The sequence below is a fragment of the Thermobaculum sp. T2p genome (genome assembly GCF_059335935.1).
This window is the reverse complement of the sequence record NZ_JANZYQ010000015.1, coordinates 52,712-69,922: the sequence shown is the minus strand read 5'-3', so window position 1 is coordinate 69,922 and position 17,211 is coordinate 52,712. Positions and strand designations below refer to the sequence as shown.

The window sequence follows — 17,211 nt, the reverse complement described above, 5'->3', positions numbered from 1 at the left end:
CGCCTCTGTCCCCTTACGCCGTCATCGATTAAAGTAAGGAGATGGGTCGATCGGCCTGAGCCCCGCCTCGATCTGCCCCCTGTAGGGTTCCAGGAAGGGCGGCAGCGACAGCCTCTCACCTAGGTGGTCGGGGTCCTCGTCTGCCGCAAAGCCGGGGCCATCGGTGGCTATCTCGAAAAGTACTCCCTCAGGCTCTCGGAAGTAGATGGACTTGAAGTAGAATCGGTCGATGATAGGAGTCACCCCCAACCCTTCGCTTGCCACCCTGTTGCGCCACCGACGATGCTCCTCGTCGTTGGGCGTGCGGAACGCCACGTGGTGAACCCCACCGATGCCGAGCCTGCCGCTAGGCATCTCCGGTCGTTCCTCCACGTGTACCTCGGCGCCGGGGCCTCCCGGCCCGGTCTCGTACACGTACACCTTGCGGGACGGTGCCTCCGGCAGGGTGTACTCGCCCTTCTTCCGAAAGCCCATGATATCCACCAAGGTCCTCTCGGTGGGCAGTAGGCTGTCGACCGTGAGGGCCACGGAGTGCACCCCCTTGATCGCCCGCTCTGGGGGCACCCGGCTCTCGCGCCACGGGATCCCTCCAGGCAGCCCCCCGTCCTCGACCAGCTCCAGGTGCTGCCCCTCCGGATCCTTGAAGGGTAGCACGCATACGCCATCCCTCTCCTCCAGCTTGCCGGGTTGGATGCCGAAGCCCCTCAGCCAGTCCGCCCACCACTCCAGCGCCTCGCGATCGTGCACTCTCAGCCGGATCGCTGTGATCATGCCGGTCCCTGGCACGTTGGGGCCGATGTGCGGCCAGTCGAAGAAGGTGATCTCCGTACCAGGCCTTCCCTCGGCATCAGCGTAGAAGAGGTGGTAGGCCGAGACGTCGTCCTGGTTGACGGTCTTTTTGACCAGCCGCATGCCGAGCACCTTGGTGTAGAACGCGACGTTCATCGAGGCGTTGCCCGTTACAGCTGTCACGTGGTGCAATCCTTCCAGCTCCATCTCTACCTCCCCTTACGACTTTAGTCACACTCTCATCAGCAAGACTCCTTCCAACGCTACCCCAGCTGCAACAGTTACAAGCTTATGTTAGCCTGCATTGTAGGTGGCTCGTTCGTGCTGGCGGGGCTCCGCTTGTCATTTAAAGACGGTTATTAGCAGGTTTTGCCGCCCCAGCACTACTTTCTCTGTTCAACGTAACTTTGTAACTCTTGGAGCGTTTGTTTAGTGGGAGGTGTGTATGCTTAATCGTCTGGTGATATTTGCGCTAGCGATTATGCTTGTAGGCTGTGGCGGCGGTCGAGTTGCGAGATCCATGGTAGCTTCCTCTACCCTGGCGGTGGCACAAAGACCTAAAACCCTCATGCGTGGCCTGGATGAGAACTCTGCGGGCACGGCCTCTCCACAAGGCCGGGGAGATGTCTCTGAGCGATCTGTGGTAAGGGAGCCTGGGGTGTCGACCCATAGCAAATTTAGGCCGAGGTCCATCACTCTGCCCGTGCTGATGTACCATGGTTTCACCTCGCCCGCTGGCGAATACGAGGTCCCTATTCCCGTGTTTCGCAGGCAGTTGAACTGGCTGAGGTCTCATGGCTACCACACAGTGACGCTACCCCAAGTCTACGACTACATGTTCAAAGGGGGCGGACTGCCCAGCAAGCCGTTACTCATCACGATGGACGATGGACGCCTAAGCCAACTGGCGGCCCTCAGGGAACTACGCAAGCGTGGTATGACCGCAGTGCTGTTCGTGATGGGCGGCGGCAACCAGCTCGACTGGCAGCAGCTTCGCAAGATCAAGTCCTGGGGGTTCGAGATCGAGTCCCACACAATGACGCATCCTCTGGATCCGCCTATGACCAAGCTATCGAACTCCCGACTTTGGTACGAGCTGTATACCTCGCGCAAGGTATTGCGTGAGAAGCTGGGGGTGAGCGCTCGCTACCTGGCCTATCCCGGAGGCTCCTACGATGCCCGCGTGGTGCGGCTAGTGCGCAGGGCGGGCTACCAGGGTGCGCTGGGCGCCTGGGGAGGTGGACTTTGGACGCCCTCCCAGCGCTTCTCGGAGCCCCGGATGCTGGTAAGGGGAGATATATCCATCGGGGGGTTCGCTAGGCTGGTGCAGAGCATGACCTCCAATAGGTAGGAGCTCCTAGCCTCCTGCACTCTGTGAGGTGTTGTGCGTGTGGGCAAGTGTCGCCTCCTCTCGCGCGTGTTCACTGGGACCAGGCCTGGGGAGTGCGACTTGCGATCGGAGAAGGCTTTGTCCACACCCTGGTAGCAACCTGGAGCAAGATGAAGCGAGAGGAGGAATTATGTCCCTCCTCTCGCTTTGGTGGAGCTAGTCAGGGATCGTGTCGGTGGCCAGGATGCTTGCCGTCTCGTAACGATCGGGCTCGCTATGCAGCTCGTGGATGTATTTCCCACCGCGGAACAGCGAGAATACTGCGGCTGCCAGAGAGATTAGGGCGCAGATGGTGAACGCTATGACCACGCCGTGCATGAAGGCTCCGGAGATCATGTTTGGGAAGAACTCCTTGCCTAGCACCTTTGCTCTGTTGGTCATCGAGAGCCCGTCGAGCACCTCCTTGGGCAGGAGGGTCTCCATGGGGTTATAGCCGAGGAAGGCTGCGAACAGCGCGCCGGTGGGCGGCAGGTGAGATATGGCCTCGGCCACCCTGGCGGGCACGCCCACGGAGGTGAGGCCGCCGTAGAGAGCTGCAGGCAGCTTGGAGGCTAGACCAGCGGTAACCAGCGAGAAGATCAGCGTGATCGAGAGCGTGTTGCCCGTGTTCTGGAACGTAGCACGCATGCCGCTGGCTACACCCCTGTACTCGGGAGGTACTGAGTTCATGATGGATGCTGTGTTGGGCGCGGAGAACATGCCCATACCTAGCCCTAGCAGCAGTATGAGGAAGGCGAATATCGGATAGCTGAAGTTGGCAGGCAGAAGAGTAAGCCCAACGAACCCCACGGCTGTGAGGATCATACCCATTGTGGTGAATAGGCGTGAGCCGTAGTGGTCGGAAAGGTAGCCGCTGAGCGGTCCCATGAGTAGGAAGCCTATAGATAGCGGCAGCATGTATATGCCTGCCCAAAGAGGTGTCTTCTCGAAGCTGTAGCCATGCAAGGGTAGCCAGATGCCCTGCAGCCAGATGATCAGCATGAACTGCAAGCCACCCCTGGCCACGGAGGCTAGGAAGCCGGCGATGTTGCCCATGGTGAACATCCGTATGCCAAAGAGGTGTATTTGGAACATGGGATCTGATACCCGCAACTCAACAATTACGAAGGCCACAAGCAGTAGCGTCCCAAGCGTCAAGCCCCCGAGGACCCATGGGTTGTTCCAGCCCATGTTGGAGTTGCCATAGGGCATGATGGCATAGGTAAGAGCAACCAGCATGATCGTCAGGCCTGCGGCAAACAAAAGGTTGCCAGGAATATCTAGCTTCTGTTCCCCACGACGCCTTGAGGTCTCGTGTAGCATCAGGTACGCCCAAATGGTGCCCAACAGCCCTATGGGGACGCTAACTAGGAACACTGCCCTCCAGTTGATGGCGGCAAGCAGGCCACCCAGGATAAGCCCTATGAATCCGCCCCCGATGCTCGCTATCTGATTGACGCCCATCGCCATGCCCCGCTCGTGTGGTGGAAAGGCATCGGTGAGGATGGCCGTGGAGTTAGAGAAAAGGAACGCACCACCCACACCCTGTATGAGCCTGTAGACGATCATCTGGGTGGCAGCGAAGTTGCCGCTGCCTTGGATGAAGGTCAGCAGGATGGAGCCGAGAGTGAAGATAGCGAAACCCAAGTTGTACAGGCGCACCCTCCCAAACATGTCGGAGATACGGCCGCAAGTCACCAGTAGCACGGCCGTGACCACCATGTAGCCCATGAGGGACCATAGCAGGAAGGTGGTCTCGCCCGGTGCCAGGGGGTTGATCCCCATCCCCCTGAAGATGTCTGGCAGCGCTATGAGCACGATGCTGCCGTTGAGCGCTGCCATTAGTATACCTAGCGTGGTGTTGGACAAAGCTATCCACTTGTAGTCGATGTGTGCCAACCTTCTACGCTGAGCTGTAGCTTGTGCCATCTGCACCCTCCGTTTCATCTTGCAACTGATATGTACTCTCTTGGGGAAGCACGTTGGTCAGCCTCTCGAGCAGAGCTGCCAGCTGCTCCTGCTCCTCGGGGCGAAGGGCTAGTATAGCCCTACCTGGACGGCTATCGCGGAGCAGGCTCTTGTCCTCCAGCGCCTGCCTGCCCAACTCGGTCAGCTCAAGGATGGTTGATCGCCTGTCATGTGTGTGCACCCGACGGCGAATTAGCCCCCTCTGCTCTAACCTGTCGACTAGACCGGTCGCGGTGGAGCGTGCTATGCCCAACTCTTGCGCCCAGCTGCTTATGGATAACGGCCCAAGGTCGCGTACCAGGCGCAGCGCCCTTAGGTCAAATAGCCTGATACCGTACTTTGCAAGCAGCGCCAGCTGTACGGGTTCGGCAAAGATCACTGCCCTTAGGTACGCCCTCAACGCTCTCTCAGCCCCTTCGGTCCAGTCCGTCAGCGCTCCCCTCCGTTACAAATATTTGGTGATACCTAAATATTCGCACTCTCGTATTATATGCCAATGTGTAGCGTTAGGCAAGGGATTTGTGCGTTTATTTGCGGTTTCGTGCGTGTGTTTGCGTGTATTGCCGTGTGCTAGGCGTGGTTGTGAGGATTGATCCTTTTGGTGCAAAGAGGCGTTACGGGTGTCTAGGGCAGTCGGTGTATCGGACGCGCTAGATTGTTGTACAGACCACTTCGATATCGGTTGGTGTCACCCTATGTGTGCCGTCGTGGTCATAAGTCGCTTTGGGGGAACCCCCGACCGTGGGGCGTGTACCTGTAGACGTCGTATGTCAGCTACCCCAGGGATGCATCCTGGGGTTCCCAGCGCTGCAAGGGTTTGGTGGAGGATGTCGTGCGGCATGAGGGCCTTGAGGAGCATCCACGAGCTAGATGGTCTTGTTCTAGCCAGGGCATCAACACGCTCCTCGAGTCTTTCTACCGATAGCGGGGAGTGATATGCTAAGATCAGCACGACGTGGAGGGGTAACATGCAGGAATTGTTGGCCGAGTTCTGGGGACCTGGAGGGCTTTCGAGCCTGCCCGGTGGAATCTTGCTGGACGATGGCACCGTTTTGGACTCGACGACGGCTGAGTTGGTGGATTCGCACACGCAAGCATTGCTGGATGGTCGCCTTACTCACACATTGGTCTTGGAGCATGCGCGCTGGGGTTTGCGTACGGTACACCACGTGGTGTGCTATCCAGGCACTAGACTCGTGGATCAGTGGCAGGTGGTACGCAACTTGGGCCAGAGACCACTTGGCCTGCGTAGAGTGGAATCCTTCCGTGTACTCCTGCCTGCTGATGACTACGAAGCTATGTATTTTCGCGGTGGGTGGGGTATGGAGTTCGAGCCAGTGCGCGGACCCTTGACGAGAGAGCTCGTGCTTGAGAACTCCAGTGGTCGTTCGTCCAACAGCCTACATCCCTGGATCGCGCTGTTGGGGCAGGGTGGGCGCGTGGTGTCCGCCTCCGTTGCCTGGTCTGGTAACTGGGTGCTCAGGCTTCAGGATGGCGCTGGGGGGTGGATCCTAAGCGGTGGCCTGTACGATCTCGACCCACCGTTCGAACTATCGCCAGGGGCTGAGCTGGTGGCACCTCCCGTAGTGGTGGCGCTTGGCGAGGGTGATGGTATAGACGCTGTGTCCATCCAGTATGGGAGCGTAGGGCGTCGCTTCTGGTATCCTCGTAACGATCTTGCAGCATCACTACCTGTGGAATGGAACCATTGGTGGCCTTATGAAGACCGTCAAATCAACGAGGAGGTGTTCAAGCGCAACGTCGATATCGCGGCCCAGATGGGAGTGGAGGTGTGCACCCTGGATGCTGGCTGGTTCGGTCCCGACGACCCATCGACTCACTGGTACGACTATCGAGGAGACTGGCATCTGGTCAATCGGACACGCTTCCCAAACGGCCTAAGGGCGCTGGCGGACTACGTGCACTCTCAGGGCATGAAGTTCGGCATCTGGTGCGAGATCGAGGCCGTTGGAGAGAGGGCCGAGCTGGTCCATAGGCGACCGGAGTTACTGGCTACTAGGGAAGGTAGATTCCTTGGCTATGTCTGCTTTGGTTGTCCACAGTCCAGGGAATGGGCACTAGAGATATTGGACAGCCTGGTACGGGAGCACGGGGCCGACTGGATCAAGCTGGACTTCAACCTTGATCCCGGACTGGGATGTGATCGCACTGATCATGGACACGGTGCAGGCGATGGTCTGTACGCCCACTACATGGGATACTACAGCGTGCTCGATCGCTTCCGCCAATTGCATCCTCACGTACTGCTGGAAGGCTGCTCCTCTGGAGGCCTCCGTATTGATCTTGGCCTTTTGAGGCATCTGCACGCGGTTTTCCTGAGCGATCCCGACTGGCCCGAACACGATCTGCAGCTCTTCTGGGGCGCGACGACCATGCTCCACCCCAGTGTCTGCCTCCATTGGGGTTGGTCAGAGTGGATCACCGAACATCGCCGACAGACTTTTAACCCACGTGACCCTGCTTTGCAGCCTCACCAACTGGACTACGCCTTCGGGGTTGGCATGCTGGGGATGTTCGGTTTATCCCATCGCTTGCCCGATCTGCCCGTGTGGGTCCGCGAGCGTGTCGCCGCGTTGATACAGCTCTATAAGGAACACCTCCGAAGGTTCATAGCGGCGGGGGATGTCTATCATCTTACTGAGCAACCTCGCAGGTTCGGCGAGGGGGCACGCTGGGCGGCGTTCCAGTACACCCTGCCTGAGGATGAGCACCTGCTCATGGTCTTCCGACTCGACCGCTCGGATCCCACGTTGAGGCTCCGCTTGCGAGGTCTGATGGAGGATGGCGATTACCTTGTTCGCAGGCTCTGGCCGCCGAGCGACAGGGAGAGCGTGATCGTAGGGAGTGAGCTATCCCGTGACGGCATCCTCTTCTACGACCTGCAGCCGGAAGATATGCGCGTGCTGCACCTGCGGAGGCTCTAACCTGTGGTCTTCATGGGAGGTGTACTTTGAGGGGTGATTATAGACCTGCTGGGACGCCCGTCATCCTACGCAGCGTGCGTAGGGGTGGTGATCACCTGCAAGTTGGTTCTGTCAGGTCCTTTACCGTTGTAGAGCATGAGGGTGAGCTGCTGGTGCTCTACATCGCACCAGGCTACCGTTGTAAGCGGCCGGTGGGGGTACGAGGGAGGCCAAAGGGAAGGATACTCCTTAAGCAACTTGGGCGATACGAGGATTGGGAGTGGCGTGACACCAGGATGCTTCTGCTGTATAGGGAGGGTGATGCACACTCCATACAACTCTTCTGGCGGAACGAGGAGTTCCTTGGATGGTACATCGACCTGCACGCGCCCTTCAGAACTACCTCACTGGGATGGGATACATCAGACTTCGTGTTGGACCTGCAGGTGTCTCCTGATTTCTCCAGCTGGAGCTGGAAGGACGAGGATGAGCTGGAGTTCTGCGTAAAGTTGGGTCGCTACGATCATGCTCAGGTGGAGGCCATAAGGCATGAAGGAGAGCTAGCCCTGGCGCGCTTGCGCCAGGATAGGCTCTATTATCAGCGTTGGATTGGATGGAGGCCGGACGGCTCCTGGCCCTTGCCCTCCATCCCGGAGGGTTGGGAGCTTGTAAATCCGGAACTGTGCTGAGCCGATGAGTGTAGATAGCTGTCACGGACTTGAGTCCGTGCCCCAAGGCGCGCTGGCGACACCTGCACCGCCCAGCTAGCCTCTCCTGGGAATCCACTCCTACCCTCTAGTAATAACTACTCCGAACGCGATTCCGTGCCGTCTACAGCTGAGGCGTGTGGGCATAAGCTCGGGGTCTTTGCGGACTCAAGCTGGCAGGTAAGGGCTCTCCACCGCTTAGGATACCCTCATGTATACCTGTCAATGGCTTGTGAGTACGCTCTCTGGGGCAGCTTCAAGTCTCTGTACCTGCTAAGATCAGCCCTGGTTGGCCTCATAAAAAATACTTATAAAACTTGAATTACATAGTAATAAAAGCATGGCTTTCAAGGTTGATTTCGTGCCCTCTCATCCATAGACTCTACTATGTCTATTAACTAAGTAGAAATACTTGAGAAAAGGGGGACAAGTTAGATATGCGGAAGATTCTTAGTTACTTGCTGTTGGGAGCGCTGCTGGTGGTTGGTTTATGGGGCTGTGGCCAGCAGACGGCAGCGCAGGGAGGGGACATCAAGCTGACGCTCGTAGCCTATTCCACTCCGAAGGAAGCTTATGATGAGATCATACCGGCCTTCCAGAAGACCGAGGCAGGCAAGGGAGTAACCTTCTCCACTTCCTACGGGGCGTCAGGTGCTCAGAGCCGGGCGGTAGCCTCGGGCTTACAGGCGGATGTCGTGGCCTTCTCGTTGGCACCAGATATAGATCGTCTAGTGAAGGCTGGCATAGTCAGCTCCGATTGGAATAAGGATCAGTACAAGGGGATGGTCACCGATTCTGTGGTGGTGCTTGCCGTGAGGCCTGGCAACCCCAAGCACATCAAGGGTTGGGAAGACCTGATCAAGCCTGGGATTGAGGTGGTAACTCCCAACCCGTTCACCTCTGGGGGGGCCAGGTGGAACATCATGGCCGCGTACGGTGCCCAGATCAAGGCTGGTAAGTCGGAATCTGAGGCCGAGCAATATCTAAAGGAGCTGTTCGACCACGTGCAGGTGCAGGATAACAGCGGGCGCGAGTCGCTGCAGACCTTCCTAAACGGCAAGGGCGATGTAGCCATTACCTACGAGAACGAAGCTATTAATGCCAAACAGAAGGGAGAGAAGCTAGACTACGTGGTGCCCGACCAGACCATCCTGATCGAGAACCCGGTGGCTGTGACCAAGACCTCTCAACATCCAGATAAGGCTAAGGCCTTCGTGGACTTCCTGAGATCCGAAGAGGCCCAGAAGATCTTCGGCGAGAAGGGCTATAGGCCCGTGGTGAAGAGCGTGCTCTCTCAGTTTGACTATCCCACACCCTCTGGCCTGTTCACCATAGATGACCTTGGTGGATGGGATGAGGTCACGCAGAAGTTCTTCGATCCAGAGAAGGGCATAGTGGCCGAGATAGAGAAGGCCAAGGGAGTGTCAGTTGAGTCTAAGTAGTTCGGACACCATGGACGTAACTTACGGCCAGCGAGCCATTGCCTCCCTGCGGAGTTGGAGGGCATTGGGGGCGGGCACCATCATGGGTTACCTGAGCTTGGTGGTGCTCATCCCCCTAGCCTCGGTAGCCTGGGAGGCAGTCTCAGATGGCTGGGGAGGTTTCTGGGCTGCGGTGACTAACCCTCAAGCGATGGCCGCGCTGCGCCTCACGCTGGGGCTATCCTTTGCTGTGGCCCTGATCAACGCAGCTACGGGGACGTTGATCGCTTGGGTGCTCGTGCGTGATGACTTCCCTGGCAAGGGCATCATGGACGCCGTGATAGATCTGCCGTTCTCGTTGCCGACGATCGTGGCGGGGCTAACGCTGCTGGCTCTGTATGGACCAAGGAGTCCCCTGGGGATCAATGTGGCGTACAGCAAAGTGGGGGTGCTGCTCTCGTTGCTGTTCGTCACCCTGCCTTTCGTGGTGCGCTCGGTGCAGCCGGTACTGGAGGAGCTGGACAGGTCCATGGAGGAGGCCGCTGCGTCGCTGGGCGCTAGCAACCTAGAGATCTTTCGACGCATAGTGATGCCCAACCTACTGCCGGCAGTGCTCTCGGGTGCTGGGTTGGGGTTCTCTCGATCGCTGGGAGAGTTCGGTGCCGTGGTGTTGATCTCGGGCAACGTGCCGTTCCGCACACAGATGATCTCCGTGAACATCTATGGGTTGATCGAGAGCGACAACGTGAGGTCGGCGGCCGCGTTGTCGCTGCTCCTGCTGGTGCTCTCGGCGGGAGTCATGCTGGCGATGGACTGGGTACGCAGGTGGAGGTTGCGGCATGAGAGGTAAGTACCTGCTGCGGCTCGTGGCTGTAGTGTATCTAGCTGCCCTGCTAGTGCTCCCTCTGGGGATGATCCTCTGGAGGACCTTCGAGCACGGTCCAGTGCCTGTCTGGGAGGCTCTAACCTCCCCCTACGCGCTGCATGCTCTCTGGCTTACCCTGCTGATGGTGGTGATCTCTGTGCCCCTGAACGCGTTTTTCGGGGTGGGGGTAGCGTTGTTGCTAGCACGGGGAAGGTTCCCAGGCAAGAGCCTGCTCTCGGCGATCATAGACCTGCCGCTTGCCCTCTCGCCGGTGGTGGTAGGGCTAGCCCTGGTTTTGGCCTACGGCACTGCCGGGTGGTTTGGTCCCCTGCTCAGCGATGTCGGTGTGAGGGTGATCTTCGCGCTTCCCGGGATGGTGTTGGCGAACGTGTTCATATCGCTGCCGTTCGTGGCCAAGGAGGTGCTGCCGGTGCTGCGCGAGGTGGGTGAGGAGCAGGAGCAGGCGGCGTATACCCTAGGGGCATCGCAGCTGCAGACGTTCCTGCGGGTGACCTTGCCGGCGATCCGCAACGCCGTGGCTTATGGCGTGGTTTTGACAACCGCTAGGGTGTTGGGCGAGTACGGCGCGGTCAACGTCGTATCGGGGAACCTCGAGGGCCGTACCCAGACTCTAACTATGTACGTGGCCGACAGGTTTCAGCAGTATGACACCACCGGGACCTACGCAGCCTCGGTGCTGCTGGCGTGCTTGGGGGTCGTCATGCTGCTGCTGATAAATAGATTCACGCATAAGGGGGAAGCAAGATGAGCATAATCGTGGACGGAGTTAGCAAGAGCTTTGGAATCTTCAAGGCACTAGCGGACGTGTCGCTCGTGGTGCCCGAAGGCTCGCTGATGGCCATATTGGGGCCCAGCGGGTGCGGTAAATCCACCCTACTGCGACTGATAGCTGGGCTGGAGAGCCCTGACGAGGGTAGAATCAGCATTGGGGGAAGGGATGTTACCGTGCTACCGCCACAGCGCAGGCACGTTGGGCTGGTGTTTCAGCACTATGCTGCTTTCAAGCACATGACCGTGTGGGAGAACGTAGCCTTCGGCCTCAAGATACGCAAGCGCCCCAAGGAGGAGATAGCTCGGAAGGTGGGGGAGCTGCTAGAGTTGGTCCAGCTATCCGGGTGGGCCGATAGGTACCCTTCGCAGCTCTCGGGAGGGCAGCTGCAGCGCATGGCGCTTGCTAGGGCGCTGGCAGTGGAGCCAAAGGTGCTGCTCCTGGACGAGCCCTTCGGGGCGCTTGACGCTAAGGTTAGAGGGGAACTGCGTGCTTGGCTACGCCGCCTGCACGACGAGATCGAGGTTACGACGCTCCTCGTGACCCACGACCAGGAAGAAGCGATGGAGATCGCCGATAGCATCGCCGTGATGCACCAGGGTCGGATAGAGCAGGTAGATACCCCTGATGGCCTCTACGATCACCCTGCCAGCGAGTTCGTGATGGACTTCGTAGGACAGACCTGCAGGGTGGGGGACCTGATGATAAGGCCTCACGACGTCCGCCTATCGTTGGTGCCCTCCCACACAGCTTCCGAGAGGGCCGTTGTTTGCAGGATCGCCCGCTTGGGCTACGACGTGCGGGTGGATCTCTCCCTTGAGGACGGCAACGGGCTGTGGGCACAGCTCACTAGGGATGAGCTGCTTGACCTGGGATTGGTACCTGGACAGGAGGTCTACTTGGACCTCTCCAGAGCGCGTACTTTTGACAAACCCCAAGCGCTTCCTCTCAGTGCGTGACCGTGGGGGGAGACCCCCACGGTCCATATACCCTCTTTGCGTCCCTTGCACGCACCCCAATAATTAGCTTAGGCTAAATCTTGAATTTAACTATTATTTATTGCTAAAGTTAGGTGGATGTAAGATAGTGCTCCGTAGTAAGTCTGCGGGGCTCTTGTATCTACGGGATCGAGGTTGGGACATGCATCTGTCTTCTGGTGTGCGACGCAGGTACTCGGTTGACCCTGCGATAGGTTGGATGCTGGCAGCGTTTGGTCTCCTTGCCTTGGTATCGCTGTTCGTGGGAGTGCACGATCTATCTCTCACGGCCCTTATCCGAGGCGATGCTCGGGATTGGGAGATACTGTGGATCAGCAGGGTGCCCAGGTTGATCAGCATAACTATTGCTGGGGCCAGCATCAGTATCTGTGGGCTTATCATGCAGCGGCTCAGCCAGAACAGGTTCGTGTCCCCTACGACCGCCGGCACTATGGATTGGGCGCGTCTGGGCATCCTGGTTGCGATGCTCTTGTTCGCGTCTGCGGCTCCTATCTACAAGGTAGCTGTGGCCGTGGCTTTCGCGTTCACGGGAAATCTGTTGTTCGTGCTGTTGCTGGACAGGGTTAGGTGCAAAGAGGCAACCCTCGTACCGCTGATCGGCCTGATGCTCGGCAATGTGGTGGGGAGCGTTACCACCTTGCTGGCCTATCGGTACGATTTGGTCCAGTCGGTGTCTGCGTGGATGTACGGGGATTTCTCCATGATGATGAAGGGGCGCTACGAGATGCTGTACCTGAGCGTGCCCCTAATGCTTGTCGCCTACGTCTTCGCCCACCGCTTCACCATCGCCGGCATGGGCGAGGATATGGCTGTGAACCTAGGGCTAAGCTACCATCGCGTGCTGTACTCGGGTTTGATGATAGTCGCCGTGATATCGGCCATAGAGGTCTTAACCGTGGGCTCTCTACCGTTTCTGGGATTGATAGTCCCTAACCTGGTGACCCTGTACTACGGAGACAACGTGCGCAGCGTGTTGCCGGTCATAGCTCTGTCGGGGGCCCTCTTCGTACTTGCCTGTGATCTGCTAGGGCGGGTAGTTATCTACCCCTACGAGATCCCCATAGGGTTAACGGTGGGCTCGGTAGGTAGTGTGGTGTTTCTGTACCTGCTGTTTAGGAGCGGTGGCAAGGATGTCTAGCAGGATCAGGATCGGTGCGTTGCTGGTGGCTGCCTTCGCCTTGCTGGGGTTATATATCTGCGTCGGCTTGAGGGGGGACATCGAGTACGTGCTCGTGTCCAGGCTGGAGAAGGCCCTGGCTATGGTGCTGGTGGGCAGTGCGGTGGCCATCTCCACGGTGGTGTTTCAGACCATTACCGGTAACCGCATACTTACCCCCAGCATCATCGGGATGGACGCGGTCTACATGTTGCTTCAGACTGCTGTGGTGTTCGTGTTTGGGGCTGCAGCTTTGGGGAAGATGGTAGATGGCTTGCAGTTTCTCCTAGCTGCTTGCAGCATGGCAGGCTTTGCCATCTTGCTGTATAGCGCTCTGTTCCGTCGGGAGGGGCAGGGTATCTACTTTATCCTGCTGGTTGGGATGATATTGGGCACCCTGTTCCAGAGCGTCACGGCCTTCATGCAGTTCCTGATAGACCCCAACGAATTCCTCGTGGTACAAGACCGAATGTTCGCTAGCTTCAACAACATGCATCCAGACCTGCTCTGGGTAGCTGGCACGATCATGGTTGTTGCAGGCTTCTACACCTGGCTACAGGTTCCTCTGTTGGATGTGATACTGCTGGGTCGGGATTACGCTATCAGTCTGGGTGTGGACTACTACCGTGTGGTGAGGAGGCTTCTCATGGTGGTATCGCTGCTGGTGGCTGTGTCCACCGCCCTCGTGGGGCCCATCACCTTTTTGGGGCTGATAGTAGCCCATATGGCTTACGGAGGCCTACGCTCCCACAAGCATAGGTATCTGCTGCCCACCGCAACCCTTTTCGGGATAGCAGTTATATCTGGAGGACAGCTGATGTTGGAGAGACTGCTGCATTTCTCGGTCACCCTATCGGTATTGGTGAACGCGATCGGGGGGCTGTACTTTCTATACCTGCTGCTCAGAGAGGGAGGATCATGGTAGAGGTAAGGGGAGTCTGCAAGCGTTACGGAAGCAAGAGGGTCCTGGAGGATGTGTCGCTGAGACCTCCTGTGGGGAAGTTAACTGCCCTGGTGGGCCCGAATGGGGCGGGCAAGAGTACCCTTCTAGGTATCATGACTCGCATCATCCCTAAAGATCGGGGGCACGTGTTGATCGATGGCAGGGAGATAGGTACCTATCGTGCTGAGGAGATCGCCCGCAAGATATCGATTCTCAAGCAGGCCAACTACATCACAGCTCGGCTAACTGTTGAGGAACTAGTGTCCTTGGGAAGGTTCCCCTATTCCCGAGGTCGGCTCATGCCGGATGATCGCAGGCGTGTGAGGGAAGCTATGAGCTACCTGGGTATCGAGCGGCTGTCCAACAGATACCTCGCGGAGCTGAGCGGCGGACAGAGGCAGCTGGCCTATGTGGCGATGGTGCTTGCGCAGGATACGGATGTCATCTGCCTGGACGAGCCGCTCAACAACTTAGATATGAGGCATGCGGTGTCCATGATGAGAACGCTGCGCAATATGGTTGACGAGCTGGGGAAGACCGTGGTGGTTGTCCTACACGATATCAACACGGCATCCTGCTATGCGGATCACATGGTAGCTATGAAGGATGGGCGAGTGGTCTGCTCTGGAGAGCCCCAAAGCCTGATGAACGCAAGGTTGCTGAGCGAGATCTATGACTTGGACGTGCGCGTGCACTCTATAGGTGACAAGAGGATATGTCTGTGTGAGTGAACTAGCTAAGCGCACATACGCCTGCAAGATAGGGCGCCCCTTGCTGGCGATGGATGCAAAAGCTTCGCTGTGGAGAAAGGAGATATCTGTATGCGCAGGCTAACTATATGTCTTGTGGCTTTGTTGTTCGTGGTTACAGTTGCTTGTGGTAGAGGCGCGGAAGGTGAATCCTTAGGCAATGGTGGAGTTACCCCGACGGCTGGGGCAGTTATAACCATCAAGCACCAACTGGGTGAGGTCCGGGTAAAGCGGGATCCAGAGAAGGTGGTGACATTTGATTTCGGAGTGCTCGATTCGCTGGATAAGCTGGGCATCAAGGTAACCGGCGTACCGAAGTCTAACTTGCCACCTTACCTACAGAAGTACCAGAGTGATGACTACCAGAACGTAGGCAGCCTGTTCGAGCCGGACTTCGAGCGGATAAGCGAGATCAAACCCGACGTGATCTTCATATCCGGTCGTCAGTCCGACCTGTACGACAAGCTGAACGAGCTAGCCCCCACGGTCTTCATGGCAGTGGACACCCATGACTACCTAGCCTCCTTTGAGCGCAACATGCAGCTACTTGGCAGGATATTTGATAAGGAGGATCAGATAAGCACCGAGCTTGACAGCTTAAAGGCGCGTATAGACGCTGTCAAGCAAGAGGTGCTTACCAAGGCGGCCGATAGGACTGCCCTGATCGTGTTGACCACCGGTGGGAAGATCAGCGCCTTTGGCCCGGGATCCCGATTCGGTGGCATAATCCACGACACCCTGGGCTTCAAGCCGGCTGATCCCAACCTCAAGGGAGATAACCCCCATGGGCAGAACGTATCTTTTGAGTACGTGGCCGAGAAGAATCCTGACTACTTGTTCGTGGTCGACAGAGACGCAGTAGTGGAGGGCAAGCAGACCGCCAAGCAGGTGGTAGAGAACGATCTGGTGAAGCGAACCAAAGCCTACAAGGAGGGTCACATAGTATATCTGGATCCCAACTACTGGTACGCCTCGGGCGGCGGCCTGGAATCTTTCTCTGAGATGATCGATGAGGTGGATGCGGCCATCAAATAGGTCAAAGCCTGCCAAAATTAGCCTAAGCTAATGCTTGACCTTAACATAGTTTGGGTGATACAGTTAGCCGAAGGAATGGTTGTTGTTATGCCAACCCATATTGGGAGGTTGATTTATGTCTAAGTCTCTGGTGAGGACGTTGTTGGTATGTGCCTGTGGGGCTCTGCTGCTTGGCGTGCTGATCTGGCAGGCGGTGGAGGTGGGGGGTACTCCCGATCCCACGGCCAAAGGCATATCTCCCATGACCGCTATGTTGGACACGGCGGTGTTGGTCTACCGTGAGGGGCTGGAGTGCATCCTAGTGCTCTCGGCGATAGTGGCAGGTTTGGTACGCACCAAGCGAACCTACTGGAGACCGATAGCGGGCGGCGCCGGGTTAGCGATCGGCGCTACCCTGATCACCTGGTTCGTGCTGGTGGGCATCCTCAACCTGATCAGCGGTACCACCTCTGAGCTCAACATCCAGGCGGCTACGGGACTGCTGGCGATCATCGTGCTGTTGATCATCATGAACTGGTTCTTCCACAGGATCTACTGGACGGGCTGGATATCCATGCATAATCGTCGCAAGAAGCAGCTCATCTCCACCATGGAGAGCTCGAAGGCGGATACCGCCCGCTCGCTGGCCTATAGGGGGTTGATCCTGCTGGGCTTCACCTCGGTGTACCGCGAGGGGTTCGAGGTCGATCTCTTCCTGCAGAACATTCGCCTCCAGGTGGGCAGCGCCCGCGTGCTCCTCGGTACAGCTATAGCCCTCGTGCTCGTGGCCGTGACGGGCTACTTCACCTTCGTGGCTCATCAGAGGCTACCGTACAAGAGGATGCTGGTGTTTACCGGCATAATGCTGGGCGTGGTGCTGGAGATAATGGTCGGGGAGCAGGTCAACGAGATGCAGCTCGCCGGCTGGCTACCGACGCACACCTTCCCGCTGCATATTCCTGACTGGATGGGTGTGTGGTTCTCTCTGTTCAACAACTGGGAGACGGTGATCGCCCAAGCGTTGGCCGCCATACTGGTCATAGGTTCCTTCTATGCCGCTCAATGGGATGTGCGCAGGGCCCGCAACGCCCCAACCCCTTCCATGACAACCACCTAACATACCACCACCCCAACCCGCCCTCCCAGGCCCTCTGGGAGGGCTTCATATTTCTCAATATCTGGTTTCGTGTGTTTTGTATATATAGATATTTTGCATATATAAGTGTAATATCTTCGTAGAAGGGGGAGAGGCGATCGCCAGGTGCCGACCTGAAGTGAAGGGGGCGCGCTATGCTTCGCAGGATATCGGCCCTGATCGTCGTGATGCTGTGGGTGCTCTCGCCCGTGGCTCTTGCTAGTCCGCAGGTGGACCACGACTGCAGCGACTTCGCCACCCAACAGGAGGCCCAGCAGACTTCGACAGTCACGGGTACAGCGCAAACTACGATCCCGAGCAGCTGGATGCGGACCACGACGGCGTAGCTTGCGAGGAGCTACCAAGTGGCGCACAGGAGGGTA

General features: G+C 57.8%; 15 protein-coding genes and 1 pseudogene. 13 read left to right on the top strand and 3 right to left on the bottom strand.

Annotation, left to right across the window (positions count from 1 at the left end; all coding sequences use genetic code 11):
- Positions 1 to 21: 21 nt before the first annotated feature.
- On the bottom strand, positions 22 to 996 hold the full coding sequence (locus N2245_RS07855) for a ring-cleaving dioxygenase (RefSeq protein ID WP_494536179.1): 975 nt from the start codon (positions 994 to 996) through the stop codon (positions 22 to 24).
- A 238-nt stretch (positions 997 to 1,234) separates the two neighbouring features.
- Here N2245_RS07855 and N2245_RS07850 point away from each other — a divergent pair, with 238 nt between their 5' ends.
- Positions 1,235 to 2,140, top strand: a complete 906-nt coding sequence (locus tag N2245_RS07850; RefSeq protein WP_494536178.1) for a polysaccharide deacetylase family protein — start codon at positions 1,235 to 1,237, stop codon at positions 2,138 to 2,140.
- 195 nt (positions 2,141 to 2,335) lie between these two features.
- Here the strand turns inward: N2245_RS07850 and N2245_RS07845 are convergent, their stop codons facing one another.
- Together N2245_RS07845 and N2245_RS07840 are read right to left on the bottom strand one after the other, a co-directional pair.
- Entirely contained in the window at positions 2,336 to 4,087 is a 1,752-nt protein-coding gene (locus N2245_RS07845) for an MFS transporter (RefSeq protein WP_494536177.1), read from the bottom strand.
- Positions 4,062 to 4,526 (bottom strand): MarR family winged helix-turn-helix transcriptional regulator, encoded by a 465-nt coding sequence (locus tag N2245_RS07840; RefSeq protein ID WP_494536176.1) that lies wholly within the window; start codon positions 4,524 to 4,526, stop codon positions 4,062 to 4,064. The genes N2245_RS07845 and N2245_RS07840 overlap by 26 nt, the downstream gene beginning before the upstream one ends.
- 568 nt (positions 4,527 to 5,094) lie before the next feature.
- Between N2245_RS07840 and N2245_RS07835 the strand changes: the two genes are divergently transcribed.
- The 12 genes and pseudogenes from N2245_RS07835 to N2245_RS07780 all read left to right on the top strand — a co-directional run.
- A complete protein-coding gene (locus tag N2245_RS07835) occupies positions 5,095 to 7,071 on the top strand; it encodes an alpha-galactosidase (protein WP_494536175.1) in 1,977 nt (658 codons plus the stop codon).
- A 26-nt stretch (positions 7,072 to 7,097) separates the two neighbouring features.
- The gene (locus tag N2245_RS07830) at positions 7,098 to 7,739 is read left to right on the top strand and encodes a ribonuclease FAU-1 family protein (RefSeq protein WP_494536174.1); all 642 of its coding nucleotides are present in this window, start codon (positions 7,098 to 7,100) and stop codon (positions 7,737 to 7,739) included.
- 455 nt (positions 7,740 to 8,194) lie between these two features.
- Positions 8,195 to 9,199, top strand: coding sequence for a sulfate ABC transporter substrate-binding protein (locus N2245_RS07825; RefSeq protein ID WP_494536173.1), 1,005 nt, complete (start codon positions 8,195 to 8,197; stop codon positions 9,197 to 9,199).
- A 10-nt stretch (positions 9,200 to 9,209) separates the two neighbouring features.
- A complete protein-coding gene (gene cysT, locus N2245_RS07820) occupies positions 9,210 to 10,028 on the top strand; it encodes a sulfate ABC transporter permease subunit CysT (RefSeq protein WP_494536221.1) in 819 nt (272 codons plus the stop codon).
- Positions 10,018 to 10,812, top strand: a complete 795-nt coding sequence (locus N2245_RS07815) for a sulfate ABC transporter permease (protein WP_494536172.1) — start codon at positions 10,018 to 10,020, stop codon at positions 10,810 to 10,812. The genes cysT and N2245_RS07815 overlap by 11 nt, the downstream gene beginning before the upstream one ends.
- Positions 10,809 to 11,792 (top strand): sulfate/molybdate ABC transporter ATP-binding protein, encoded by a 984-nt coding sequence (locus N2245_RS07810; RefSeq protein ID WP_494536171.1) that lies wholly within the window; start codon positions 10,809 to 10,811, stop codon positions 11,790 to 11,792. Before N2245_RS07815 ends, N2245_RS07810 begins: the two co-directional genes overlap by 4 nt.
- A gap of 181 nt (positions 11,793 to 11,973) precedes the next feature.
- A complete protein-coding gene (locus N2245_RS07805) occupies positions 11,974 to 12,969 on the top strand; it encodes an ABC transporter permease (protein WP_494536170.1) in 996 nt (331 codons plus the stop codon).
- Positions 12,962 to 13,912 carry an iron chelate uptake ABC transporter family permease subunit gene (locus N2245_RS07800; protein ID WP_494536169.1) on the top strand — a complete coding sequence of 317 codons (951 nt, stop codon included), beginning with the start codon at positions 12,962 to 12,964 and terminating at the stop codon, positions 13,910 to 13,912. The genes N2245_RS07805 and N2245_RS07800 overlap by 8 nt, the downstream gene beginning before the upstream one ends.
- Entirely contained in the window at positions 13,906 to 14,661 is a 756-nt protein-coding gene (locus N2245_RS07795) for an iron ABC transporter ATP-binding protein (RefSeq protein WP_494536168.1), read from the top strand. Before N2245_RS07800 ends, N2245_RS07795 begins: the two co-directional genes overlap by 7 nt.
- 90 nt (positions 14,662 to 14,751) lie before the next feature.
- A complete protein-coding gene (locus N2245_RS07790) occupies positions 14,752 to 15,714 on the top strand; it encodes a siderophore ABC transporter substrate-binding protein (protein WP_494536167.1) in 963 nt (320 codons plus the stop codon).
- A gap of 115 nt (positions 15,715 to 15,829) precedes the next feature.
- The gene (locus N2245_RS07785) at positions 15,830 to 16,810 is read left to right on the top strand and encodes an FTR1 family iron permease (protein ID WP_494536166.1); all 981 of its coding nucleotides are present in this window, start codon (positions 15,830 to 15,832) and stop codon (positions 16,808 to 16,810) included.
- Between the two features lie 259 nt (positions 16,811 to 17,069).
- Positions 17,070 to 17,150 (top strand): annotated as a pseudogene (locus N2245_RS07780) (hypothetical protein); the annotation flags it as partial.
- Positions 17,151 to 17,211: the final 61 nt, after the last annotated feature.